The sequence below is a fragment of the Enterobacter cloacae complex sp. P14RS genome (assembly GCF_014895895.1).
In the GTDB taxonomy this organism is placed as follows: Bacteria; Pseudomonadota; Gammaproteobacteria; order Enterobacterales; family Enterobacteriaceae; genus Enterobacter; species Enterobacter bugandensis.
In genome coordinates, this window is record NZ_JADBQM010000006.1 from 430,615 (window position 1) to 451,104 (window position 20,490).

The 20,490-nt window shown below is 57.7% G+C and carries 21 protein-coding genes; 11 read left to right on the top strand and 10 right to left on the bottom strand.

Annotated features, from left to right (window positions below):
• Nucleotides 1-99 precede the first annotated feature (99 nt).
• The 5 genes from sanA to IM295_RS06090 all read right to left on the bottom strand — a co-directional run bounded on the left by sanA (nt 100) and on the right by IM295_RS06090 (nt 3,942).
• On the bottom strand, nt 100-819 hold the full coding sequence (gene sanA / locus IM295_RS06070; RefSeq protein ID WP_028013857.1) for an outer membrane permeability protein SanA: 720 nt from the start codon (nt 817-819) through the stop codon (nt 100-102).
• Between the two features lie 126 nt (nt 820-945).
• Nucleotides 946-1,830, bottom strand: a complete 885-nt coding sequence (gene cdd / locus IM295_RS06075) for a cytidine deaminase (protein ID WP_028013856.1) — start codon at nt 1,828-1,830, stop codon at nt 946-948.
• A gap of 129 nt (nt 1,831-1,959) precedes the next feature.
• The gene (locus IM295_RS06080; RefSeq protein WP_041909023.1) at nt 1,960-2,655 is read right to left on the bottom strand and encodes a CidB/LrgB family autolysis modulator; all 696 of its coding nucleotides are present in this window, start codon (nt 2,653-2,655) and stop codon (nt 1,960-1,962) included.
• Nucleotides 2,652-3,047 carry a CidA/LrgA family protein gene (locus IM295_RS06085; protein WP_047363090.1) on the bottom strand — a complete coding sequence of 132 codons (396 nt, stop codon included), beginning with the start codon at nt 3,045-3,047 and terminating at the stop codon, nt 2,652-2,654. The genes IM295_RS06080 and IM295_RS06085 overlap by 4 nt, the downstream gene beginning before the upstream one ends.
• A 190-nt stretch (nt 3,048-3,237) precedes the next feature.
• Complete coding sequence (locus IM295_RS06090) at nt 3,238-3,942, bottom strand: type 1 glutamine amidotransferase (RefSeq protein WP_047367959.1); 705 nt, start codon at nt 3,940-3,942, stop codon at nt 3,238-3,240.
• Nucleotides 3,943-4,001: 59 nt separating this feature from the next.
• Between IM295_RS06090 and IM295_RS06095 the strand changes: the two genes are divergently transcribed.
• From IM295_RS06095 to IM295_RS06110, 4 genes are all read left to right on the top strand, one after another.
• Nucleotides 4,002-4,799, top strand: coding sequence for a helix-turn-helix domain-containing protein (locus tag IM295_RS06095; RefSeq protein ID WP_193066391.1), 798 nt, complete (start codon nt 4,002-4,004; stop codon nt 4,797-4,799).
• Between the two features lie 41 nt (nt 4,800-4,840).
• Nucleotides 4,841-5,773 carry a tRNA dihydrouridine(16) synthase DusC gene (gene dusC / locus IM295_RS06100; protein ID WP_028013851.1) on the top strand — a complete coding sequence of 311 codons (933 nt, stop codon included), beginning with the start codon at nt 4,841-4,843 and terminating at the stop codon, nt 5,771-5,773.
• Nucleotides 5,774-5,926: 153 nt separating this feature from the next.
• Nucleotides 5,927-7,345: a multidrug resistance outer membrane protein MdtQ gene (mdtQ, locus tag IM295_RS06105; protein WP_193066392.1), complete on the top strand. Its 1,419-nt coding sequence runs from the start codon at nt 5,927-5,929 to the stop codon at nt 7,343-7,345.
• 50 nt (nt 7,346-7,395) lie between these two features.
• A complete protein-coding gene (locus IM295_RS06110) occupies nt 7,396-8,160 on the top strand; it encodes an SDR family oxidoreductase (protein ID WP_193066393.1) in 765 nt (254 codons plus the stop codon).
• A gap of 55 nt (nt 8,161-8,215) precedes the next feature.
• Here the strand turns inward: IM295_RS06110 and IM295_RS06115 are convergent, their stop codons facing one another.
• Complete coding sequence (locus tag IM295_RS06115) at nt 8,216-8,788, bottom strand: DedA family protein (protein ID WP_028013848.1); 573 nt, start codon at nt 8,786-8,788, stop codon at nt 8,216-8,218.
• A gap of 157 nt (nt 8,789-8,945) precedes the next feature.
• On the opposite strand from IM295_RS06115, the gene IM295_RS06120 reads away from it, so the two are divergent.
• Together IM295_RS06120 and pbpG are read left to right on the top strand one after the other, a co-directional pair.
• A complete protein-coding gene (locus tag IM295_RS06120) occupies nt 8,946-9,533 on the top strand; it encodes a Yip1 family protein (protein WP_028013847.1) in 588 nt (195 codons plus the stop codon).
• A 167-nt stretch (nt 9,534-9,700) separates the two neighbouring features.
• The gene (gene pbpG / locus IM295_RS06125; protein ID WP_028013846.1) at nt 9,701-10,624 is read left to right on the top strand and encodes a D-alanyl-D-alanine endopeptidase; all 924 of its coding nucleotides are present in this window, start codon (nt 9,701-9,703) and stop codon (nt 10,622-10,624) included.
• A gap of 93 nt (nt 10,625-10,717) precedes the next feature.
• Here the strand turns inward: pbpG and IM295_RS06130 are convergent, their stop codons facing one another.
• Both IM295_RS06130 and dld read right to left on the bottom strand, forming a co-directional pair.
• Nucleotides 10,718-11,272, bottom strand: a complete 555-nt coding sequence (locus tag IM295_RS06130; RefSeq protein WP_028013845.1) for a GNAT family N-acetyltransferase — start codon at nt 11,270-11,272, stop codon at nt 10,718-10,720.
• A gap of 112 nt (nt 11,273-11,384) precedes the next feature.
• A complete protein-coding gene (gene dld / locus IM295_RS06135; protein WP_193066394.1) occupies nt 11,385-13,133 on the bottom strand; it encodes a D-lactate dehydrogenase in 1,749 nt (582 codons plus the stop codon).
• 189 nt (nt 13,134-13,322) lie between these two features.
• Between dld and bglX the strand changes: the two genes are divergently transcribed.
• From bglX to IM295_RS06160, 5 genes are all read left to right on the top strand, one after another.
• The gene (gene bglX, locus IM295_RS06140) at nt 13,323-15,620 is read left to right on the top strand and encodes a beta-glucosidase BglX (RefSeq protein WP_041909044.1); all 2,298 of its coding nucleotides are present in this window, start codon (nt 13,323-13,325) and stop codon (nt 15,618-15,620) included.
• A gap of 146 nt (nt 15,621-15,766) precedes the next feature.
• Nucleotides 15,767-16,684: an ABC transporter substrate-binding protein gene (locus tag IM295_RS06145; RefSeq protein WP_041909045.1), complete on the top strand. Its 918-nt coding sequence runs from the start codon at nt 15,767-15,769 to the stop codon at nt 16,682-16,684.
• A gap of 12 nt (nt 16,685-16,696) precedes the next feature.
• Complete coding sequence (locus tag IM295_RS06150; protein WP_047367953.1) at nt 16,697-17,854, top strand: ABC transporter permease; 1,158 nt, start codon at nt 16,697-16,699, stop codon at nt 17,852-17,854.
• Complete coding sequence (locus IM295_RS06155; protein ID WP_045259742.1) at nt 17,847-18,797, top strand: ABC transporter ATP-binding protein; 951 nt, start codon at nt 17,847-17,849, stop codon at nt 18,795-18,797. Before IM295_RS06150 ends, IM295_RS06155 begins: the two co-directional genes overlap by 8 nt.
• Entirely contained in the window at nt 18,781-19,518 is a 738-nt protein-coding gene (locus tag IM295_RS06160) for an ABC transporter permease (protein WP_193066395.1), read from the top strand. The genes IM295_RS06155 and IM295_RS06160 overlap by 17 nt, the downstream gene beginning before the upstream one ends.
• Here the strand turns inward: IM295_RS06160 and IM295_RS06165 are convergent.
• Both IM295_RS06165 and mlrA read right to left on the bottom strand, forming a co-directional pair.
• A complete protein-coding gene (locus tag IM295_RS06165) occupies nt 19,493-19,606 on the bottom strand; it encodes a protein YohO (RefSeq protein ID WP_008500895.1) in 114 nt (37 codons plus the stop codon). The genes IM295_RS06160 and IM295_RS06165 overlap by 26 nt on opposite strands.
• A gap of 69 nt (nt 19,607-19,675) precedes the next feature.
• Nucleotides 19,676-20,416: an HTH-type transcriptional regulator MlrA gene (mlrA, locus tag IM295_RS06170; RefSeq protein WP_193066396.1), complete on the bottom strand. Its 741-nt coding sequence runs from the start codon at nt 20,414-20,416 to the stop codon at nt 19,676-19,678.
• Nucleotides 20,417-20,490 lie beyond the last annotated feature (74 nt).

A 20,490-nucleotide genomic window follows, 5' to 3' on the forward strand; every position in this document is an offset into this window, starting at 1 on the left:
CAATGAAGCCGTAGCGGCAGTGAACTCAGGTTAAAAGAGCTGGCGTAAAGGGCGGATAAAAAGCGTCAGTACCGGCGTAAAGAAAGTATAAAGGCAGGCCTATTTTTTCTCTTTTTTCTGCATATCCAGCAGCTGCTCTGGCGTCACCGCCGGGTAACCCTGCGCGTCTTCCGGCACTTCATGCATCGCCGGGATCGGCACCAGAGGGCCTAAAAAGCGCGGTTCGCGTTTGAAGATATACAGATCGGCCAGGGCACCAAAGCGGGCACCAAACTCGCGGACGCGCACGCTCAGCATATCTTTCGGCGACGGCACCGCGTAGCACTGGGCCTGAATGCCCATGTGCAGGGCGATAAACAGCGCGCGCTCGCAGTGGAAGCGCTGGGTGATGATGATAAAGTCGTTGGTGTCGAAGACTTTGCGCGTGCGCACGATGGAGTCCAGGGTGCGGAACCCGGCGTAGTCGAGCACGATATCGGCAGGGTCCACGCCTGCAGCAATCAAATCCTTCCGCATCGTCACCGGCTCGTTATAGCTTTGCAGCGCGTTATCACCGCTCAGTAGCAGGTAGTTTACCTTGCCGCTGTTGTAGGCGTTCAGCGCGCCCTGAATACGGTAGCGGTAATACTGGTTGATCACCCCTGTGCGGTAATACTTGGCGGTGCCGAGCACCACGCCCACCTGACGGTAGGGGAGATCCTGCAGGTCATCAAAGATGTAGGGGGCCGTTTTCCAGCTCATCCAGCGGTCGAGACCCAGCACGATAAACAGCAGTATGCCGACCAGGACAGACAGGCTGTAAAAAACGCGCTTTAACATGAAGATGGCTCGTTCGTGGATGAAATTTAACTCAGGCTACTTTACCCGCCTGGTTAGCGCAAGAAACAGCGACTCAACTGAGGGGTTTTTCAGCAACGTGGCGGACATTTCTGTCCGCCGGAAGGTTTACGCCAGCAGGACGCGGTCGATCGTCGTGCAGCCTAACGCCTTGAGCGTTGCGGCGGTGGCATCCCACTGAATCAGCGGCGCATCGGCCTTTTCGGCCAGAACGGCACGCTGAATGTCCGGATAATCGTAGCCGTTCAGGCTCAGCAGGTTGAGTGCGCCCTGCAGCGGCGGCAGCGTTGGGTTAAACGCGGCGTTTTCCGCATAGCTGCCGGTGAAGATACGGCCATCGCGGCACTGCAGTGCCACGCCGCTCGGGGAGTTGCTGTACGGGGTGTGGCTCTTGTTCGCCGCGCGTATGGCCGCCTGGTTCAGGTCATCGCCGGACAGGGCGAAACCGTGATCCTGCTCGTCCATCAGCAGGGTTTTGATCTCCAGATCTTTCGGGCCGAAGGCGTCAGGCAGGTAGTCCCCCAGCGTGTGCGGCGCGCGGCCCGGCAGGTTAATGCGCAGCTGCAGCCCGCTGTTCAGCTCGTTCATAAACTGGCGGCAGTGGCCGCATGGGGTGTAGTTTACGGTGATGGCGCTCAGGGCTTTCTCACCGCGCAGCCAGGCGTGGCTGATGGCGCTCTGCTCGGCGTGAACGGTCTGCTGCATGGTTGCGCCGAGGAACTCCATGTTCCCGCCGAAGTACCAGGTTCCGCTGACGCCGCGCGCGATAGCACCGACGTTGAAGTGGGAAAGATCGGCCCGGGCGCAGGCGGCAGCCAGGGGCAGCAGTGCGAAAGCCAGCGCGTCTTCATCCAGCCCGGTTGCCTGTTTAAGCACCGTGACCTGCTCCGCCGTCAGCAGGGCGGGGAAATGTGCATCTGCCAGAACGGGAGCCAGGGCTGACTGCAAATTCTCTGCAAGCTGAGCGAAGGCAGCTTGAAAACGTGGGTGCATGGCGTTTGCCTCATAAAGGTTAATGGATCGGTAGTTTACGGAGCCGTAAGGCCTTTATATGTGATCCACTTCTCATTATGTATGCAACTTATGAAATCAAAATGAAATTTGCGCGACGCATCGCAAATTTTAGCCCATCACCGCCAGAATCAGCGGGAAAATGAACGGGGCGAGCAGGGAGGTGATAATCCCGCAGATCACCAGCGCAAGAGAGCTAAACGCCCCTTCCTGATAGTCCAGCTCCGCGCAGCGTGCGGTACCCAGCGCGTGCGAGGCGGTGCCCATCGACAGCCCGCGCGCCGCTTTGGTGTGAATACGCATCCCGTTCAGCAGAGTGTGGCCAAACACCGCGCCGAGAATACCGACGAAAATCACGCACATCGCGCTGATGGCCGGAATACCGCCGAGGCTGCCGCCTACCGCCATCGCGATAGGCGTGGTCACTGATTTAGGCAGGATAGAGGCGGCAATTTGCGGGGAGGCCCCCATCAACAGCGCCACCGACGTGCCGGTAATCATCGCCACCAGGCTTCCCACAAAACAGATAGTAATGATGGACTTCCACCGTGCGCGGATCTGGTGCAGCTGCTCATATAAAGGAAAGGCAAGCGCGACAACGGCGGGCTGCAGGAGGTCGTTTAAAATTTTGCTGCCCGCAAAGTAACGCTCATAAGGAATGCCGGTGAGCAGCAGGAAGGGAATAATCACCACCATCGCCACCAGCAGGGGGTTCAGCAAGGGCATTTTAAATCGTGCGGCAAGCTTGCGCGCGGCGAAGAATACCAGCAGGGTTAACGGCAGTGACCACCAGATATTAGCCATCATTTTTTTGTTTTCTCCCCGACCACGTTACGTTCTCCATGTACCAGATGAGAACTCCAGCTCACCACCAGGAAAACCACCAGCGTGCTGACCGCGCAGGAAACGACAATCGGGCCGAACTGCGCCTTGAGCAAATCAAAATACTGCATGACGCCCACGCCGATAGGCACGAACAGCAGCGCCATGTAGCGGATAAGAATGAAGCAGCCTGGATTAACCCACTTTGCAGGCAGAATTTGCAGCGCCAGTAAAACGAAGAGGATCAGCATACCGATAATGCTGCCGGGAATGGTGATGGGCAGCAGCGACGCGATGAAAATGCCGGCATACAGGCAGGCGTAAATCAGGACGAATGCGCGCAGATATTGCCAGATAATGTTCAATGATTTGCTCATGGTGATAGTCCTTGCTGAAACGCATTCATCATACAATTAAACCTAAAAATGTGCCACGGATCACATCATGAATTTTGAGCATACCAGACATTCCGGAATGGAACGTCCGGTATCACCTTACTGGTGCAGGCTACAGTTTAGAGGAAAGGGATTGCGCTGGCGAAGTCACGCGCCAGAGAAGGTATCAGCGTCAGGCGGTCAGTTTATCGAGAAAAGAAAACAGCACCTGGTTCATTTCGCGATAATCATGCGAGCGGAGTTTTTCCGCCGTTTCGACAAAACGGAATTCACCCGCACGGCGGAGGTCATTCTGCGAATGCTCAATCAGCAACTCTACCACCTCCGGCGTCAGCTCCATATGGCACTGGAAACCGTAAACCCGTTCGCTGTATTGCACGATCTGGCGGGGACAACCCTCGCTGTAAGCCAGAACCTTAGCCTGCGGCGTCAACCCAGGCATATCGTTATGCCAGTGACCGACGTTCAGCACGCTGCCAAAGTCCTCAAACAGCGGGTTCGCCTTGCCTGCATCTGTGAGCCTGACGGGAAATTTGCCGATCTCTTTTTCCGGGCTGTGGCAAAACGCTGCGCCCAGCGCTTCGCCGATAAGCTGTGAGCCCAGACAAACGCCTAACACCGTTTTACCTGCCTCTATCGCGCGGCTGATGAGTGCCTTTTCCGCCTGCGCATCAAACCAGGGGCATTCCTCAAGCGTGGTGGCGGGGGATTGCGGGCCTCCCATGATGATAAGCAGGTCTGTGCCCCCCAGTTCCTCAGGTAAAGGTTCGCCCTGATACACTCTGGTGTAGCTCAGACTGCAGCCGCGACTTTTCCCCCAGATTTCATAGGCGCCTGGCGCCTCGAAATGTTCATGAATAATAAAATGGATGTGCATTGCGTCTCTCTCTGGTTACGTGTACAAGCAGCATCATAAGAGGAAGGGGGGAATGTGAAATGCCAACCGTTATCGATAAAACGCCAATTCACGACGATGCTATCGGATGGTCAAGAGGGGCAATTCGCTATACGCGCGGCGAAGTCGATCCGCCTCACCAGCATTCGCAGGGACAACTTTTGTTTGCCATTAAGGGGGTTATGCTGGTTGAAACCGGCAGTAAACGCTGGGTCATACCGCCGCAGCGCGCGCTGTGGATCCCTCCCTTTCAGGAACATACCTACAGCGTGTTATCCGCAACGGAGCTTCGCGCGGTCTGGTTTAGCCCGGCACTGATTTCGCAATGCGAACCTTTTAAGCGGAAAGACGAGGTTCACGTGATTATGGCCACAGCGTTGTTCAAAGAGCTGATTGCCGGGCTGTTCAGCGCGGAATACCGGCCAGCAAGCCAGCGCAGCATGGCCGTTTTGCTGCTCGACATCATCAGCGAGACGCAGCAGATTTCTGCCGAACTGCCGATGCCCGTGGATGAGCGCTTACATCGCGTGGCCTGTGACATCATTGCCAACAATCTCTGGGATCTCTCTCTGGAAAGGCTGGCGGAACGGGTCGCGATGTCTGAACGCACATTTTCACGTGCGTTTATCAACGATACCGGCTTTAGCTTCCGGGCCTGGCGACAGCGCGCAAGGATTTGTGCCTCGCTGGATCTCCTCGCCAACGGATACCCGGTTAAGCAGGTGGCCTGGATGCTGGGGTTTTCCGGCCCGGCGGCATTTGCGGCGGCGTTTCGCGCTATTGTTGGGGCAACGCCGGGTGACTTTCTGCCTGAACAGAAGCGCTTCCCAGCGATATAGAGAGCGGCTACTATAGCGCGTCTTTTTTCACAGGTACTGCTATGCGTGTTTTACTGGCCCCAATGGAAGGCGTGCTCGACTCCCTCGTGCGCGAGCTTCTGACCGAGGTGAACGATTACGATCTCTGCGTGACGGAGTTTTTGCGCGTGGTCGATATGTTGCTGCCAGAAAAGTCATTCTATCGTCTCTGCCCTGAACTGCATCGCCAGAGCCGGACCCCTTCCGGTACGCTGGTGCGGATTCAGCTCCTCGGCCAGTATCCTGAATGGCTGGCGGAAAACGCCGCCCGCGCGGTAGCGCTTGGCTCTTACGGGGTGGATCTGAACTGCGGCTGTCCGTCGAAGCTGGTGAACGGCAGCGGCGGCGGAGCGACGTTGCTGAAAGATCCTGAGTTGATTTACCGCGGCGCGAAAGCCATGCGTGAGGCCGTGCCCTCGCATTTGCCGGTGACGGTTAAGGTGCGCCTGGGGTGGGACAGCGACGCCCGACAGTTTGAAATTGCCGATGCGGTGCAGCAGGCCGGGGCCACCGAGCTGGTGGTGCATGGCCGCACTAAAGAAGACGGCTACAAAGCCGAGCGCATTAACTGGCAGGCGATTGGTGAAATCCGCAAACGACTTACTATTCCGGTGATCGCCAACGGCGAAATCTGGGATTACGAGAGCGCGCAGGCGTGCCTGAAAGCCACCGGCTGCGATGCGGTGATGATTGGCCGCGGCGCGCTGAACGTGCCGAACCTCAGCCGGGTGGTGAAATATAACGAGCCGCGGATGCCGTGGGCAGACGTCGTCACGCTGCTGCAAAAATACAGCCGTCTGGAGAAGCAGGGCGACACCGGTTTGTATCACGTCGCGCGAATTAAACAGTGGCTGAGTTATTTACGCAAAGAGTACAGCGAAGCGCTGGGATTATTTCAGGAGATCCGCACGCTACAAACGTCGGCTGATATTGCGCGGGTAATACAGTCAAAATAATCGGCAGGTATATTTAAAAATAAATAATTCACTCAGTGAATATTTTGCCGAGTATGTAAGTGTATGACAATTTGCGGATTGCCACGCGTTACTAAAAAATAGCGCGTCATCAAGCGTAAGTTGCGCCTTTATTTTTTTTGAGTGCATGGCGTAATGAAACGTTTTCTTATTTTATCTCTGAGTGCTCCCCTTGTTTTTATGCTGGCTGCCTGCGCACCGGAACATTCCACGGTGTCGCCAATTCAAACGCAAACGACAGTCGCGTCCGTTAATACCCAACTTCGTCATGCGGACTGGCCGAAAAATGAATGGTGGAAAGAATATAACGACCCGCAGTTAAATTCGCTTATTGCCAAAGCCATAGCGGATGCGCCCGATATGCAAATTGCCCGGCAGCGCATTACGCTTGCCGAAGCGCAGGCCAGAGCCGCTATCGCAGCCGATGGCCCACAAATGGATTTTTCAGCGGATGTTGAACGGCAAAAAATGTCGGCAGAGGGGCTGATGGGGCCGTTTGCCCTTACCGACCCGGCGGCGGGCACCACCGGCCCATGGTATACCAACGGCACCTTTGGCCTGACGGCGGGCTGGGATCTCGATCTATGGGGAAAAAACCGCGCCCGGATTGCAGCGCGTATCGGTAAAGTGAATGCGCAAAAAGCGGAGCTGGAGCAGACCCGTCAGCTGCTTTCAACCAGCGTTGCGCGCCTTTACTGGGCGTGGCAGACCCAGGCCGAAGCAGGGGAAGTTCTTACCCGGATTAAACAGGAGCAGGAAAATATTATCGACGCCGATCGCGAACTGTATCAGCACGGTATTACCTCCTCGGTGGAGGGCGTCGAAACCGATATACACGCCAGTAAGACTAATGAACAGCTGGCCGACGTAAAGGGCAAAATGAAGGCCATTGAAGCGCGTCTGGATGCGCTGACCGGCACCCCGGCGACACACCTTACGCGCCACCCGTTGCCTGCAGCCGAAGCCTCGCTACCGTCAACGCTGGGATATGAACTGCTGGCACGCCGTCCGGATCTGCAGGAGGCGCACTGGTATATCGAAGCCTCTATGAGCGAGGTGGAAGCCGCCCGAGCGGCGTTTTATCCTGACGTGAACCTGATGGCGTTCTTACAGCAGGATGCCCTGCACCTGAGCGATCTGTTCCGCTCTTCAGCCCAGCAGATGGGCGTGACTGCCGGACTGACGCTGCCGATCTTCGACAGCGGCAGGCTGAACGCTAATCTGGATATCGCCCAGGCGCAGAATAACCTCTCGGTCGCGAACTACAACAAAGCGGTGGTGGAGGCGGTCAATCAGGTGGCGCGTACGGCAAGTGAAGTTGAAACCCTGACGGCAAAAAATCGTCACCAGCAGCAGATAGAAAAAGACGCGGCGCGCGTGGTGGCGCTGGCGCAGGCGCGTTTTAGTGCAGGTATTATTGCCGGTTCGCGGGTCAGCGAAGCCAGAATCCCGGCACTGAAAGAGCATCTTGAAGGCGTCATGTTGAAAGGCCAGTATCTCGACGCCACGCTGCAGCTGACGTCAGCGCTGGGCGGCGGCTATCATCATGGCTAAAAAAGGTCATTATCTATACTTACCTCTTTGCAGTTTTTCAGGAGGTGAGTATGAACAGAGTAGCGATTGTAACCGCATCGGATTCCGGGATCGGTAAAACCACGGCGCTGATGCTGGCAGAGCGCGGGTTTGATATTGGCGTCACCTGGCATTCGGATGAAAAAGGGGCGCTGGAAACCTGCCGTGAAGTTGAAGCGCGTGGGCAGCGTGCAGAGGCTATCCATCTTGATTTAAGCACGCTCCCGGACGGCGCTAAAGCCATTGAAACGCTGATTGCACGTTTCGGCCGGCTGGACGTGCTGGTTAACAATGCCGGAGCGATGACCAAAGCGCCATTTCTTGAGATGGCGTTTGACGACTGGCGGAACATTTTTACCGTCGACGTGGACGGCGCGTTTCTCTGCTCGCAGATTGCGGCACGGCAGATGGTGAAGCAGGGGAAAGGGGGGCGGATTGTGAACATCACCTCGGTGCATGAGCACACGCCGCTGCCTGATGCCAGCGCTTACACGGCTGCGAAACATGCGCTCGGCGGCTTAACCAAATCGATGGCGATGGAGCTGGTGAAGCACAAGATTCTGGTGAACGCCGTCGCGCCGGGGGCCATTGCCACGCCGATGAACGATATGGACGACAGCGAAGTGAAGGAAGGGTCAATGCCGGAAATCCCGCTGGCAAGGCCGGGCCACACCAAAGAAATCGCCAGCCTGGTGGCGTGGCTGTGTGACAGCGACGCCAGCTATACCACAGGGCAATCGTTTATCGTCGACGGGGGCTTTATGCTGGCGAACCCGCAGTTTAAGCCGGAAGGGTAACAGGTTTCCCTCAACGTACCCCTCTCCCCAAAGGGGTGAGGGGCACCAGGCTGACTCACTCCTCATCCCGCTTCTTCTCTCTGTGCCGCATCCACAGCCTGACCCCAATCACCGCCACAACCACCAGAATCAACCACGCCCAGTGCTTCAGGTGTTGGTCAAGGTTATGCAGCCACGGGCCAATCACCTCGCCACCCACGTAACCAAGCGTCGTGAAGATCAGCGCCCAGGCTATCGCGCCAACAATATTCAGCGGCAGGAAAATTTTTGGCGGCAGGCGGCTGGCACCAATCAGTATCGGTCCGATAATCCTGAAGCCGTACATAAAGCGGGTGCCTATGACGAACAGATAAGGGTGACGCTGGATCAGGCGCTGCGCGCGGTTGATTTTCTTTTTGTGTTTAACGAAACGCTTGAGCAGCGTCGGGCCAAAGCGTAGCCCCAGGAAGTAGAGCAGCTGATCGCCAATCATGCCGCCCAGCGCGACCGCAGCGACGACCAGCGGAAACTTCAGTAAGCCCTGATGCGCGGCGACGCCGCCCAGCAGCGTGATGGTTTCACCTTCCGCCACGCTGCCGATGACCAGCGCGGCATATCCATATTGTTCAATGAGTGCGTTAATATCCATTACGTAACGGTTATCTCCCTCTGCGTTCCTCGTTTAAACATATACCTCATGAATCAACCGCGCGGCAATCAACGGAAATTTCCCACTGTACATAAAATAATCTAAAGCCTGCATTATACTTAAGGTATCGCTGACGGGCCGACAACAAGGGGGCGCTATGAACCATGTCTGGGGACTTTTCTCCCATCCCGATCGTGAAATGCATGTCATCAAAAGTGAGAACGAAACGGTCTCGCATCATTACACCCACCATGTGCTGCTGATGGCCGCGGTGCCGGTAATATGCGCGTTTATTGGCACAACACAAATCGGCTGGAACTTCGGTGACGGTACCGTGGTTCAGCTCTCCTGGTTTACCGGGCTTTATCTGGCCATTCTCTTTTATGGCCTGATGCTGGCAGGGGTGGCGGTCATGGGGCGCGTCATTCACTGGATGGCGCGTAACTACCCACAGCGCCCATCGCTGGCACACTGTATGGTCTTCGCCGGATACGTCGCGACCCCGCTGTTCTTAAGCGGTATTGTTGCGCTCTATCCACTGGTCTGGCTGTGCGCGCTGATCGGTACTGTTGCGCTCTTTTACACCGGTTATCTGCTGTATCTGGGCGTTCCAACCTTCCTGAATATCAATAAAGAAGAGGGCCTGAGCTTCTCCGGTTCCACGCTTGCCATCGGGGTGCTGGTACTGGAGGTGTTACTGGCACTGACGGTTATTCTCTGGGGTTATGGATACCGTCTCTTCTAAGCTCACTGCATTGCTGGCGTAAATGCCAGCAATGCAGCATCTGTTCACGATTATCCGCTGGCGACAAAGCACGGTGACCGCTATGATGCCGAAGCCAGCCTGTGTTTATCAGTCGACGCAGGCGGTGTACGTCATTACGTGCGTGAATAATTATCAGAAGTCTCACCATGCTGAAATTTCGTGTCTCCTTACTTAGCCTGGCGCTGCTGCTGGGCGCGTCCGCTGCCGTGCCAGCCGTCGCCAAAACGCCCGCGGTGACCACCGCTGCTGCTCAGCCGCAAATTGCGTCCGGCAGCGCGATGATTGTTGATCTCAACACCAATAAAGTGATTTACGCCAGCCACCCGGACCTGGTGCGCCCGATCGCCTCAATAACCAAATTAATGACCGCGATGGTGGTGCTTGATGCTCGCCTGCCGCTGGACGAAAAGCTGAAAGTGGATATCAGCCACACGCCGGAGATGAAAGGGATCTACTCTCGCGTGCGCCTGAACAGTGAAATCAGCCGTAAAAATATGCTGCTGCTGGCGCTGATGTCGTCCGAAAACCGTGCGGCGGCAAGTCTGGCGCACCACTATCCTGGCGGTTACGATGCCTTTATCCGCGCGATGAACGCCAAAGCCAAAGCGCTGGGGATGAGCAATACTCATTTTGTTGAACCGACAGGTCTGTCGATTAACAACGTCTCCACGGCCCGCGATCTGACGAAACTGCTGATTGCCAGCAAGCAGTACCCGCTGCTCGGCCAGCTCAGCACCACGCGTGAGGACATGGCGACATTCTCGAATCCGTCTTACACGCTGCCGTTTCGCAACACGAACCATCTGGTGTACCGCGAGAACTGGAATATTCAGTTAACCAAAACCGGGTTTACCAATGCGGCAGGCCACTGCCTGGTGATGCGCACCGTGTTTAACGGTAAGCCGGTGGCGCTGGTGGTGATGGATGCCTTCGGGAAATATACCCACTTCGCGGATGCGAGCCGCCTGCGGACCTGGATTGAGACCGGGAAAGTGCAGCCCGTTCCGGCTGCGGCATTGACCTATAAAAAGCAGAAAGCGGAGCAGATGGCGACGGCGCAAAACGATTAATTCCCCTCTGCGCGTTGATGCCCTCACCCCGACCCTCTCCCACGGGAGAGGGAGAAAACACTAAAAACGGTAACCCAGGTTACCGTTTTACGTTTATTCCGGCAGCGTCCAGTCACCGTCATTGAGCGGGCGCTGCATTATCACCGTATCCCGCCAGTCGCCTTTCTTATACCCCACGCTGCGAAGCTGACCGACAATCTCAAAGCCGTGTTTTTTATGCAGCCGTAACGAGCCGGAATTATTATTGCCATCTCCCACAACGGCAATCATCTGCCGCCACGGGCCCTGCTCGCAGCGCGCGATCAGCGCGTTCATTAATGCGGTGCCAAAACCGCGTCCGGTGATGCTGGCATCCACGTAAATCGACTCTTCCAGGGTATAGCGATAGGCCTGACGCGGTCGGTAAGGGGTGGCGTAACAATAGCCCACCACGATGCCGCGATAGAGCGCGATTAGCCACGGTAAACCGTTCTCGGCCACGCTTTTCATGCGCTGACGCATTTCGTCGATGGTGGGGGGGACTTCTTCGAATGACGCGCGTCCGTGAAGCACATGCCAGGCATAGATGGCGGCGATGGCATGCACATCATCGGGAAGGGCGTCGCGCACTTCCAGTTCGGTTTCGGATAAAACATCAACAGCCGACATGATGCGCCTGCTCCTCGTTATAGAATGCCGGAGAAACATTTCTCCGGCGACAGACCGCTACTCTATTACGATTAAGGCGCGCGAAACAATCTCTCAAATTTGGCTGTAGGGTTTAATCAGACGCTTGCGTTATGCGCTGCTCCGCGTCTGCACTCTCTTTCCAGTATTTCTTCCGCGTTGTTTTCCCGATTCCGGGGTTCATGCTGTTTGTAGGGTCATTCTCGCGATAAAACTGCTTAAGGGCGTCAGGGGCTTTATAAAGATGCCCGACATTGTGTTCCGCAGGATATTGTGCGCCACGCTCGCGCAGCAGGGCGAGCATCTGCTCCTTCAGTTCGTGAGCATCCACCCCTTTTTTGACGATATAATCCTGATGGAAGACGTAGCACATAAAGTGGCCGTAATAGAGCTTATGCACCAGCTTGCTGTCGATTTCCGGCGGTAGATGCTCAAACCATTCGGTGTCGTTGCGTCGCAGGGCGATATCCAGCGCCAGAATATCTTCCACTTCTTCGGAATGCACCGCCTGGTAACGGATAGCGGCACCCGCCGCGGCGAAGCGGTGCAGGAAGGCTTTGCTGCCTTCTTCCGGCGTGCAGGCAAAGAAATCACCCTCAGCCGTCCTGAAGAACTCGGTCAGCCAGCTCTGCGCTTCGGCGATCCCGTCCCCGGCCATTTTCAGCAGCAGGTGATGTTCGTACTTATCACGCCAGGTTTTCATTCGCTCCGGCAGATGTGCAGGGAAAACGTTGCCCAGCTTCTGCATAAAGCGGTCGGTAAAGTGGGGCTTGAACAGCGGCACTTTCTCCAGCATCGCGTCGGTGCGGCCCTTCATGGTGAAGAAGAACGGCATTTTGTCGGTGCCAAGCTTATCGATCATCAGGAAGGTGTCTTTCCCGTAGCGCTCCGCGATGTCGTAAATATCCCGATGCATGTACTCGCCCGCCACCGGCAGGTGGGTGGATTCGCCCAGAATATGGCGACGAATTTCGGTCAGGACCTCAGGCTGATTGGTGCCGATGTAAAATACCTGCTGCTTTTTCTCTGCCGGGAAGGTGTCGAGACGCACCGCAAAAACCGCCAGCTTGCCCGCGCAGCCGGACGATTCATACAGGCGATCCGGATCGGCGTTGTAGCGCGCCGGGGTATCGGCCTCGATATCGCGCACGCGGGTGATGTAATCGTGGTCGTGCGCGTGGCGACCGTCGTGCTGCACGTCTTCGTCCCTCACGCGGTCGTCGTCGAGCTTGCTGAGGATCTGTTCCGGCGTCACGCCCAGATCGATGCCCAGGTGGTTCACCAGCGTCAGCTTGCCGTTTTCATCGATGCGGGCAAAAAGTGACATTTCGGTGTAGGCCGGGCCGCGCTGGACCAGCGAACCGCCTGAGTTATTGCAGATCCCACCGACCACCGAGGCGCCAATGCAGGAGGAGCCGATCACCGAGTGCGGCTCGCGGCCCAGCGGCTTAAGCGCTTTTTCCAGCGAGTAGAGCGTGGTGCCCGGGAACGCGAGCACCTGCTCGCCTTTGTCCAGCAGGTGCAGCTTGTCGAGGCGCAGGGTGCTGATAATCACGATATCGCGATCGTAATCGTTGCCGTTCGGCGTGGAACCTTCGGTCAGGCCGGTGTTGGCCGCCTGCATTAAAATAATCTTGTCCGCCGCAACGCAGGCGCTCAGCACGCGCCACAGCTCCAGCAGCGTGCCGGGGAAGACCACCGCCAGCGCGTCGCCCTGGCCGGAGCGGAAACCCTTACGGTAGCGGGCGGTTTTGGCCGGGTCGGTAAGCAGGTGAGAGGAGCCAACCAGGCGCGACAGTTCGTTAATAAATGTTTTGTTATCGTCAGTTCGAACAGAAGTCATCTTCCACTCCTTGTGGTGGGGCAAATTTCTCGCTGTAAAGCATAGCGCGATTAACTGTTCAGCGGTCGAGTATTCACGAGAAAAATCAGAGAATAACCCTGCAACGTTCAGAGGGTTTATGGCACACTGCGCTTTTCGCACGGTCTGGCCGGGTGCTTCCCACGGTTATTGATGAGAGAGAATAACAACATGAAATGGCTATGTTCTGTAGGTGTCGCCGTCAGCCTGGCGCTGCAACCTGCGCTGGCAGAGGATTTGTTTGGTAATCACCCGCTCACGCCTGAAGCCCGCGACGCGTTTGTCACGGAGTTGCTTAAGAAGATGACGGTCGATGAAAAAATCGGCCAGCTGCGTCTGATCAGCGTTGGCCCGGATAACCCGAAAGAGGCCATCCGCGAGATGATCAAAGAGAACCAGGTGGGCGCGATTTTTAACACCGTCACCCGCCAGGATATCCGCGCCATGCAGGATCAGGTGATGCAGCTCAGCCGCCTGAAAATCCCGCTGTTCTTCGCCTATGACGTGGTGCACGGCCAGCGCACCGTCTTCCCGATCAGCCTCGGCTTAGCCTCCTCGTTTAACCTCGACGCGGTGAAAACCGTCGGGCGCGTGTCGGCCTATGAAGCGGCGGACGACGGCCTGAACATGACCTGGGCACCGATGGTGGACGTCTCGCGCGATCCGCGCTGGGGCCGCGCCTCGGAAGGCTTCGGTGAAGATACCTATTTAACGGCCACGATGGGCAAAACCATGGTGGAAGCGATGCAGGGCAAGAGCCCGGCGGACCGCTACTCGGTGATGACCAGCGTTAAACACTTCGCGGCCTACGGCGCCGTGGAAGGCGGTAAAGAGTACAACACCGTCGACATGAGCCCACAGCGCCTGTTTAACGACTACATGCCGCCGTACAAGGCAGGGCTGGATGCGGGCAGCGGCGCGGTGATGGTGGCGCTGAACTCGCTGAACGGCACGCCTGCGACCTCTGATTCCTGGCTGCTGAAAGACGTCCTTCGCGACCAGTGGGGCTTTAAGGGCATCACCGTTTCCGACCACGGCGCGATTAAAGAGCTGATCAAGCACGGCACGGCGTCCGATCCGGAAGACGCGGTGCGCGTTGCGCTTAAGTCCGGCATCAACATGAGCATGAGCGACGAGTACTACAGCAAATACCTGCCGGGGCTGGTGAAGAGCGGCAAGGTAACGATGGCGGAGCTGGACGATGCCGCGCGCCACGTGCTGAACGTGAAATATGACATGGGGCTGTTTAACGATCCGTACAGCCACCTGGGGCCGAAAGATTCTGACCCGGCGGATACTAACGCCGAAAGCCGCCTGCATCGCAAAGAAGCGCGTGAAGTGGCGCGCGAAAGCCTGGTGCTGCTGAAGAACCGCCTCGACACGCTGCCGCTGAAAAAATCCGGCACTATTGCTGTGGTCGGCCCGCTGGCTGACAGCAAGCGCGACGTGATGGGTAGCTGGTCTGCTGCGGGCGTGGCCGATCAGTCCGTTACCGTCCTGACCGGCATCAAGAGCGCCGTCGGTGAAAACGCCAAAGTGGTGTACGCCAAAGGGGCGAACGTCACCGACGATAAAGACATCGTCACCTTCCTCAACCAGTACGAGGAAGCGGTGAAGGTCGATCCGCGCACGCCGAAGGAGATGATCGACGAAGCGGTCAACGCGGCGAAGCAGTCTGACGTCGTTGTCGCGGTCGTGGGGGAAGCGCAGGGTATGGCGCACGAAGCCTCCAGCCGTACCGACATCACCATCCCGCAGAGCCAGCGCGATCTGATCGCCGCCCTGAAAGCGACCGGCAAGCCGCTTGTGCTGGTGCTGATGAACGGTCGTCCGCTGGCGCTGGTGAAAGAGGACCAGCAGGCTGACGCCATTCTGGAAACCTGGTTCGCCGGCACCGAAGGCGGTAACGCCATCGCCGACGTGCTGTTTGGCGATTACAACCCGTCGGGCAAGCTGCCGATGTCCTTCCCGCGCTCCGTCGGGCAGATCCCGGTTTACTACAGCCACCTGAACACCGGTCGCCCGTACAACGCCGACAAGCCGAACAAATACACGTCTCGTTATTTTGACGAAGCTAACGGCCCGCTCTACCCGTTTGGTTATGGCCTGAGCTACACCACCTTCAAGGTCTCTGAGGTGAAAATGTCGGCGCCGAGCCTGAAGCGTGACGGCAAGGTCACCGCCAGCGTCGAGGTGACCAACACCGGCAAGCGTGAAGGGGCAACGGTGATTCAGATGTACGTGCAGGATGTCACCGCCTCGATGAGCCGTCCTGTGAAGCAGCTGCGCGGCTTTGAGAAGGTCAATCTCAAGCCTGGCGAAACCAAAACCATCAGCTTCCCGATTGACGTGGATGCGCTGAAGTTCTGGAACCAGCAGATGAAATATGATGCGGAACCGGGCAAGTTTAACGTCTTTATCGGGGTGGATTCCGCCCGCGTAAATAAAGGCGAGTTCGAGCTGCTGTAACCTTTCCCTCCTTTGCATCCCCCGTCCATCGGGGGATGCGTCTTACCTTATGCTAAAAAGGCATTTTGCCGGGTAAATCCGCCGTTTTAAGCTACGCTTTTCTCTCAAGCCTCTGAAAAAGGCAGCAAAAAAATGAGGATAGCGGAATGACGATTAAATCGGGGATGGTAGTTTCTGCGGCGCTACTCGCGGCGCTAAGCCTGCCGTTACAGGCGGCGGAGCCGGTAAAAGTGGGCTCAAAGATCGATACCGAGGGCGCGCTGCTCGGGAATATTATTCTCCAGGTGCTGGAAAGCCACGGCGTGAAAACCGTCAATAAAGTTCAGCTGGGCACCACGCCCGTCGTGCGCGGCGCGATTACCTCCGGCGAGCTGGATATCTATCCTGAATATACCGGCAACGGCGCGTTCTTCTTTAAAGAAGAGAACGATCCAGCATGGAAAAACGCCAAAGCTGGCTATGAAAAAGTCAAAAAACTCGACGCGGAACAGAACAAGCTGGTCTGGCTGACCCCGGCCCCGGCCAACAATACCTGGACTATCGCCGTGCGTAAGGACGTGGCGGAGAAAGGGAAGCTCACCTCGCTTGCGGATCTCAGCCGCTACCTGAAAGAGAAGGGCGACTTCAAGCTCGCGGCGTCCGCGGAGTTTATCGAGCGTCCCGACGCGCTCCCTGCATTCGAAAAAGCGTACGACTTCAAGCTCGACCAGGCGCAGCTGCTCTCGCTGGCGGGCGGAGATACGGCGGTAACTATTAAGGCGGCGGCGCAGCAAACCTCCGGCGTTAACGCGGCGATGGCCTACGGCACCGACGGCCCGGTCGCGGCACTGGGCCTGCAAACCCTGACCGATCCAAAAGGCGTTCAGCCGATTTACGCTCCTACCCCGGTTGTGCGTGAGGCGGTGCTGAAAGCCTACCCGGATATTGCTGAATGGCTCAAACCGGTCTTCGAAAAGCTGGATGAAAAAACGCTGCAACAGCTGAATGCCAGCATTGCCGTCGAGGGACTGGATGCCAAAAAAGTGGCCGCCGACTTCCTGAAACAACAAGGGCTTGTGAAGTAACGGGAAAGGGCTGTGCCAATAAAATGTCATAACCGCGTACTGCTGCTTTTGGCCTGCGTGGCCATCGCGGCGGTCGCGTTACCGTTTGTGAACGTCGCGCCTAACCGCCTGATGTCGGGGGAAGGGCGTGCTCTCTGGGACGTATGGTCGTTCACGCCGTGGTGGCTGGCGGCTGCGCTGGCCGCGTGGGTTGCACTGTCGCTCTGGCAAGGGCGAACGGCGCAGTGGCTGACGCTGCTGCTCTCGGAAGGTCTCTTTATCACGCTGTTCTGGAGCGCGGGGCTGGCGGCAACGCATATGGCCTCGGCGGAAAGTCCGCTGGCGAGAACCACGCCAGGCAGCGGCCTGTGGCTCTGGCTGGCTTTGTGTTTACTGGCCAGCAGCGATGCGATTCGTCGTCTCATCGCCAGTTCTGTCTGGCGCTGGGTGCTTAATGCGCAGATATGGTCTATTCCGCTGCTGTTATTGTTCAGTGGTGAACTGAACAACCTCTCGCTGTTAAAAGAGTACGCCAACCGTCAGGAGGTGTTTGATGATGCCCTGGCGCAACATCTGACGATCCTTTTCGGCACGCTGATCCCGGCGCTGCTGATCGGGATACCGCTCGGCATGTGGTGTTATCGTCATCCCTCACGTCAGGGTAGCATCTTTGCTGTACTCAACGTCATCCAGACCATTCCCTCCGTTGCGCTGTTTGGCCTGCTGATTGCCCCTCTGGCCGGGCTGGTGAAGTCGTTTCCCGCGCTGGGCGCGGTGGGTATCGCCGGAACGGGGTTAACGCCCGCGCTGATTGCGCTGGTGCTGTACGCGCTGCTCCCGCTGGTGCGCGGCGTAGTCGCGGGCTTAAGCCAGGTTGCGCCGGATGTGCTGGAAAGCGCCCATGCGATGGGGATGAGCGCGCGACAGTGTTTCTGGAAGATACAGCTCCCGCTGGCGCTGCCCCTGCTGCTGCGCAGCCTGCGTGTGGTAGCGGTTCAGACCGTTGGCATGGCGGTGATTGCCGCGCTGATTGGAGCGGGCGGCTTTGGCGCGCTGGTGTTCCAGGGGCTGCTGAGCAGCGCCCTCGATCTGGTGTTGTTAGGCGTAGTCCCTACCATTGCGCTGGCGGTTGTCGTCGACGCCCTGTTTGCCTTATGGCTCGCGCTGCTCAGGAGAAGAGCCAATGATTGAATTTCATGATGTGAGTAAAACCTTTGCCGGCCGCCCGGCGGCAAGCCATCTGAACCTGAACTTTGCCGAGGGGGCATTTTCCGTGCTGATTGGCACTTCGGGCTCGGGAAAATCCACCACGCTGAAGATGATCAACCGGCTGGTGGAGCATGACAGCGGGTTAATTCGCTTTGCCGGGGAAGAGATCCGCAGCCTGCCGGTGCTGGAGCTGCGCCGCCGAATGGGCTATGCCATTCAGTCTATCGGCCTGTTTCCGCACTGGACGGTGGCACAGAACATCGCCACCGTGCTGCAGCTGGAGAAATGGTCGCGGGCTAAAATCGCTGACCGCGTTGATGAACTGATGTCTCTGCTGGGGCTGGAGCCCGCGTTGCGCGAGCGCTATCCTCACCAGCTCTCCGGTGGGCAACAGCAGCGCGTGGGCGTGGCGCGCGCGCTGGCGGCTAACCCGCAGGTGCTGCTGATGGATGAACCCTTTGGCGCGCTGGATCCCGTTACGCGCGGGGCGCTGCAAACGGAGATGACCCGCATTCACCGCATTCTTGGTCGAACCATCGTCCTCGTGACGCACGATATAGATGAAGCCCTGCGCCTGGCCGACCATCTGGTGCTGATGGACCACGGCGAGGTGGTGCAGCAGGGCGCGCCGCTTGCGCTGCTGACCAGCCCGAAGAATGACTTTGTACGCGAGTTTTTTGGCCGCAGCGAACTGGGCGTCAGGCTGCTCTCCCTGCGGACGGTCGGAGACTATATGCGCCGGGAGAATGCACCGCCCGGCGGGGAACCGTTACAGGAGCAGATGAGCCTGCGGGATGCCCTCTCCGCGTTTGTCGCGCGCCGGTGCGAAGTCCTGCCCGTGGCGGATGTCCGGGGTGCGCCGTGCGGCAGCCTGCATTTTCGCGATCTGCTGGCCGGGGAGGTGACGCGTGAAGGCACTGCGTGATCCGCTCCTCTGGCTGGTAGTGCTCTTTGTCGCCTTACTGTTTCTGATGCCTCACAGCGCGGCGCTGTTTAACACTCTTTTTCCGGGGCTACCGCGGCCGGTGTATCAGCAGGAGAGCTTTATTAACCTTGCCCTGGCGCATCTCTGGCTGGTGGCGCTCTCAAGCGTCATCGCGGTGGTGCTGGGAGTAGGGGCGGGCATCGCGGTCACGCGACCTGCGGGCCGGGAGTTTCGTCCGCTGGTGGAGACGGTTGCGGCCATTGGGCAGACGTTTCCGCCGGTGGCGGTGCTGGCGATAGCGGTGCCGGTGATGGGTTTTGGTCAGCAGCCCGCGATTATTGCGCTGATTTTATACGGCGTATTGCCCGTTCTGCAGGGCACGCTGGCGGGCGTTGCGGCGGTCCCGGCGTCTGTTTTAAGCGTGGCGGAAGGGATGGGGATGAGCCGCTGGCAGCGGCTGCGCAAGGTAGAACTGCCGCTTGCGGCACCGGTTATTATTGCCGGGATCCGCACGTCGGTGATCATTAACATCGGGACGGCGACCATTGCGTCTACGGTCGGTGCCAATACGCTGGGAACGCCGATCATCATCGGCTTAAGCGGGTTTAATACGGCTTATATTGTGCAGGGGGCGGTGCTGGTCGCGCTGGCGGCCATCGTTGTCGATCGCCTTTTTGAGCGGCTGGCGCTGTACCTCAGCCGACACCGCCACGAACGATAAACGAGTATCCTGCAAGCATCACGCCGCCGATACCGCTTACGGCCATCAGGACAAAAAGGGTAATAATGGCGAGTTTAGTTGCCTTCATCATGTGCTCCTGTTGTTAACGGAACAATTATACGGTGAAGCGCAGCTGTTAATGAACCATTAAATGCCGTTATGGCTCATCCGGGCCAAGGGAATAAACCGGATAACCATGCTCACGCCACTCCGTCAGCAGCTGTTGCTGCGTGGCGGACGGCACTTCGCCACACCAGACCAGCAGGGTCTGGCCGTCGAAAAACTCGGGTTTGAGCTGCCCCAGCGAGTGCGCAAGGACATCCACGCGCCAGCCCTTTTGGGTGGCGATCCACGCTTCCAGCCACAGACGGGTAGTATCATGCACGTTCCAGCCGACCACCAGCGCATCTTTTCCTGCCTTGTTCTTCGCCGAGGCAAGACAGACGGCAATATAGTTGATCAGCACCCCGTCAAGCATGCTGAGCAGCGCCTGCAGGGTAGACTGTTGGCACTGCAGGCGCCGACGGAGCGGAATCAAAAGATGGGTGATAAGCGTTTTCGCCGGATAATCGCGACCCTGCTCTTTGATCCAGGCGCGCAGTCGCTGCAGGTTACCCGCCTGCAGGAGCCGCAGCAGCGTTTCCTGCTGCTCGCGCCAGAGGCGTTGCGTGTCCGGGTCGTCGTGGCTCAGCAGGGACTTCACTTTCCCGACCTGCACCCCGTTGTCGATCCAGCTTTTGATTTCGCGGATCCGGTCGATATCGGCATCGTTGAAAAGGCGATGACCACCGTCCGTCCTCTGCGGTTTGAGCAATCCATACCGTCGCTGCCACGCCCGTAGGGTAACGGGATTGATATCACAAAGGAGTGCCACTTCACCGATTGTGTAAAGCGCCATATTTGCCCCCTGGCTTACGCGTCCCCAGCTTAACTGTAGACCCACTTTGCCGAACCAGGAAGAATTGATTAATT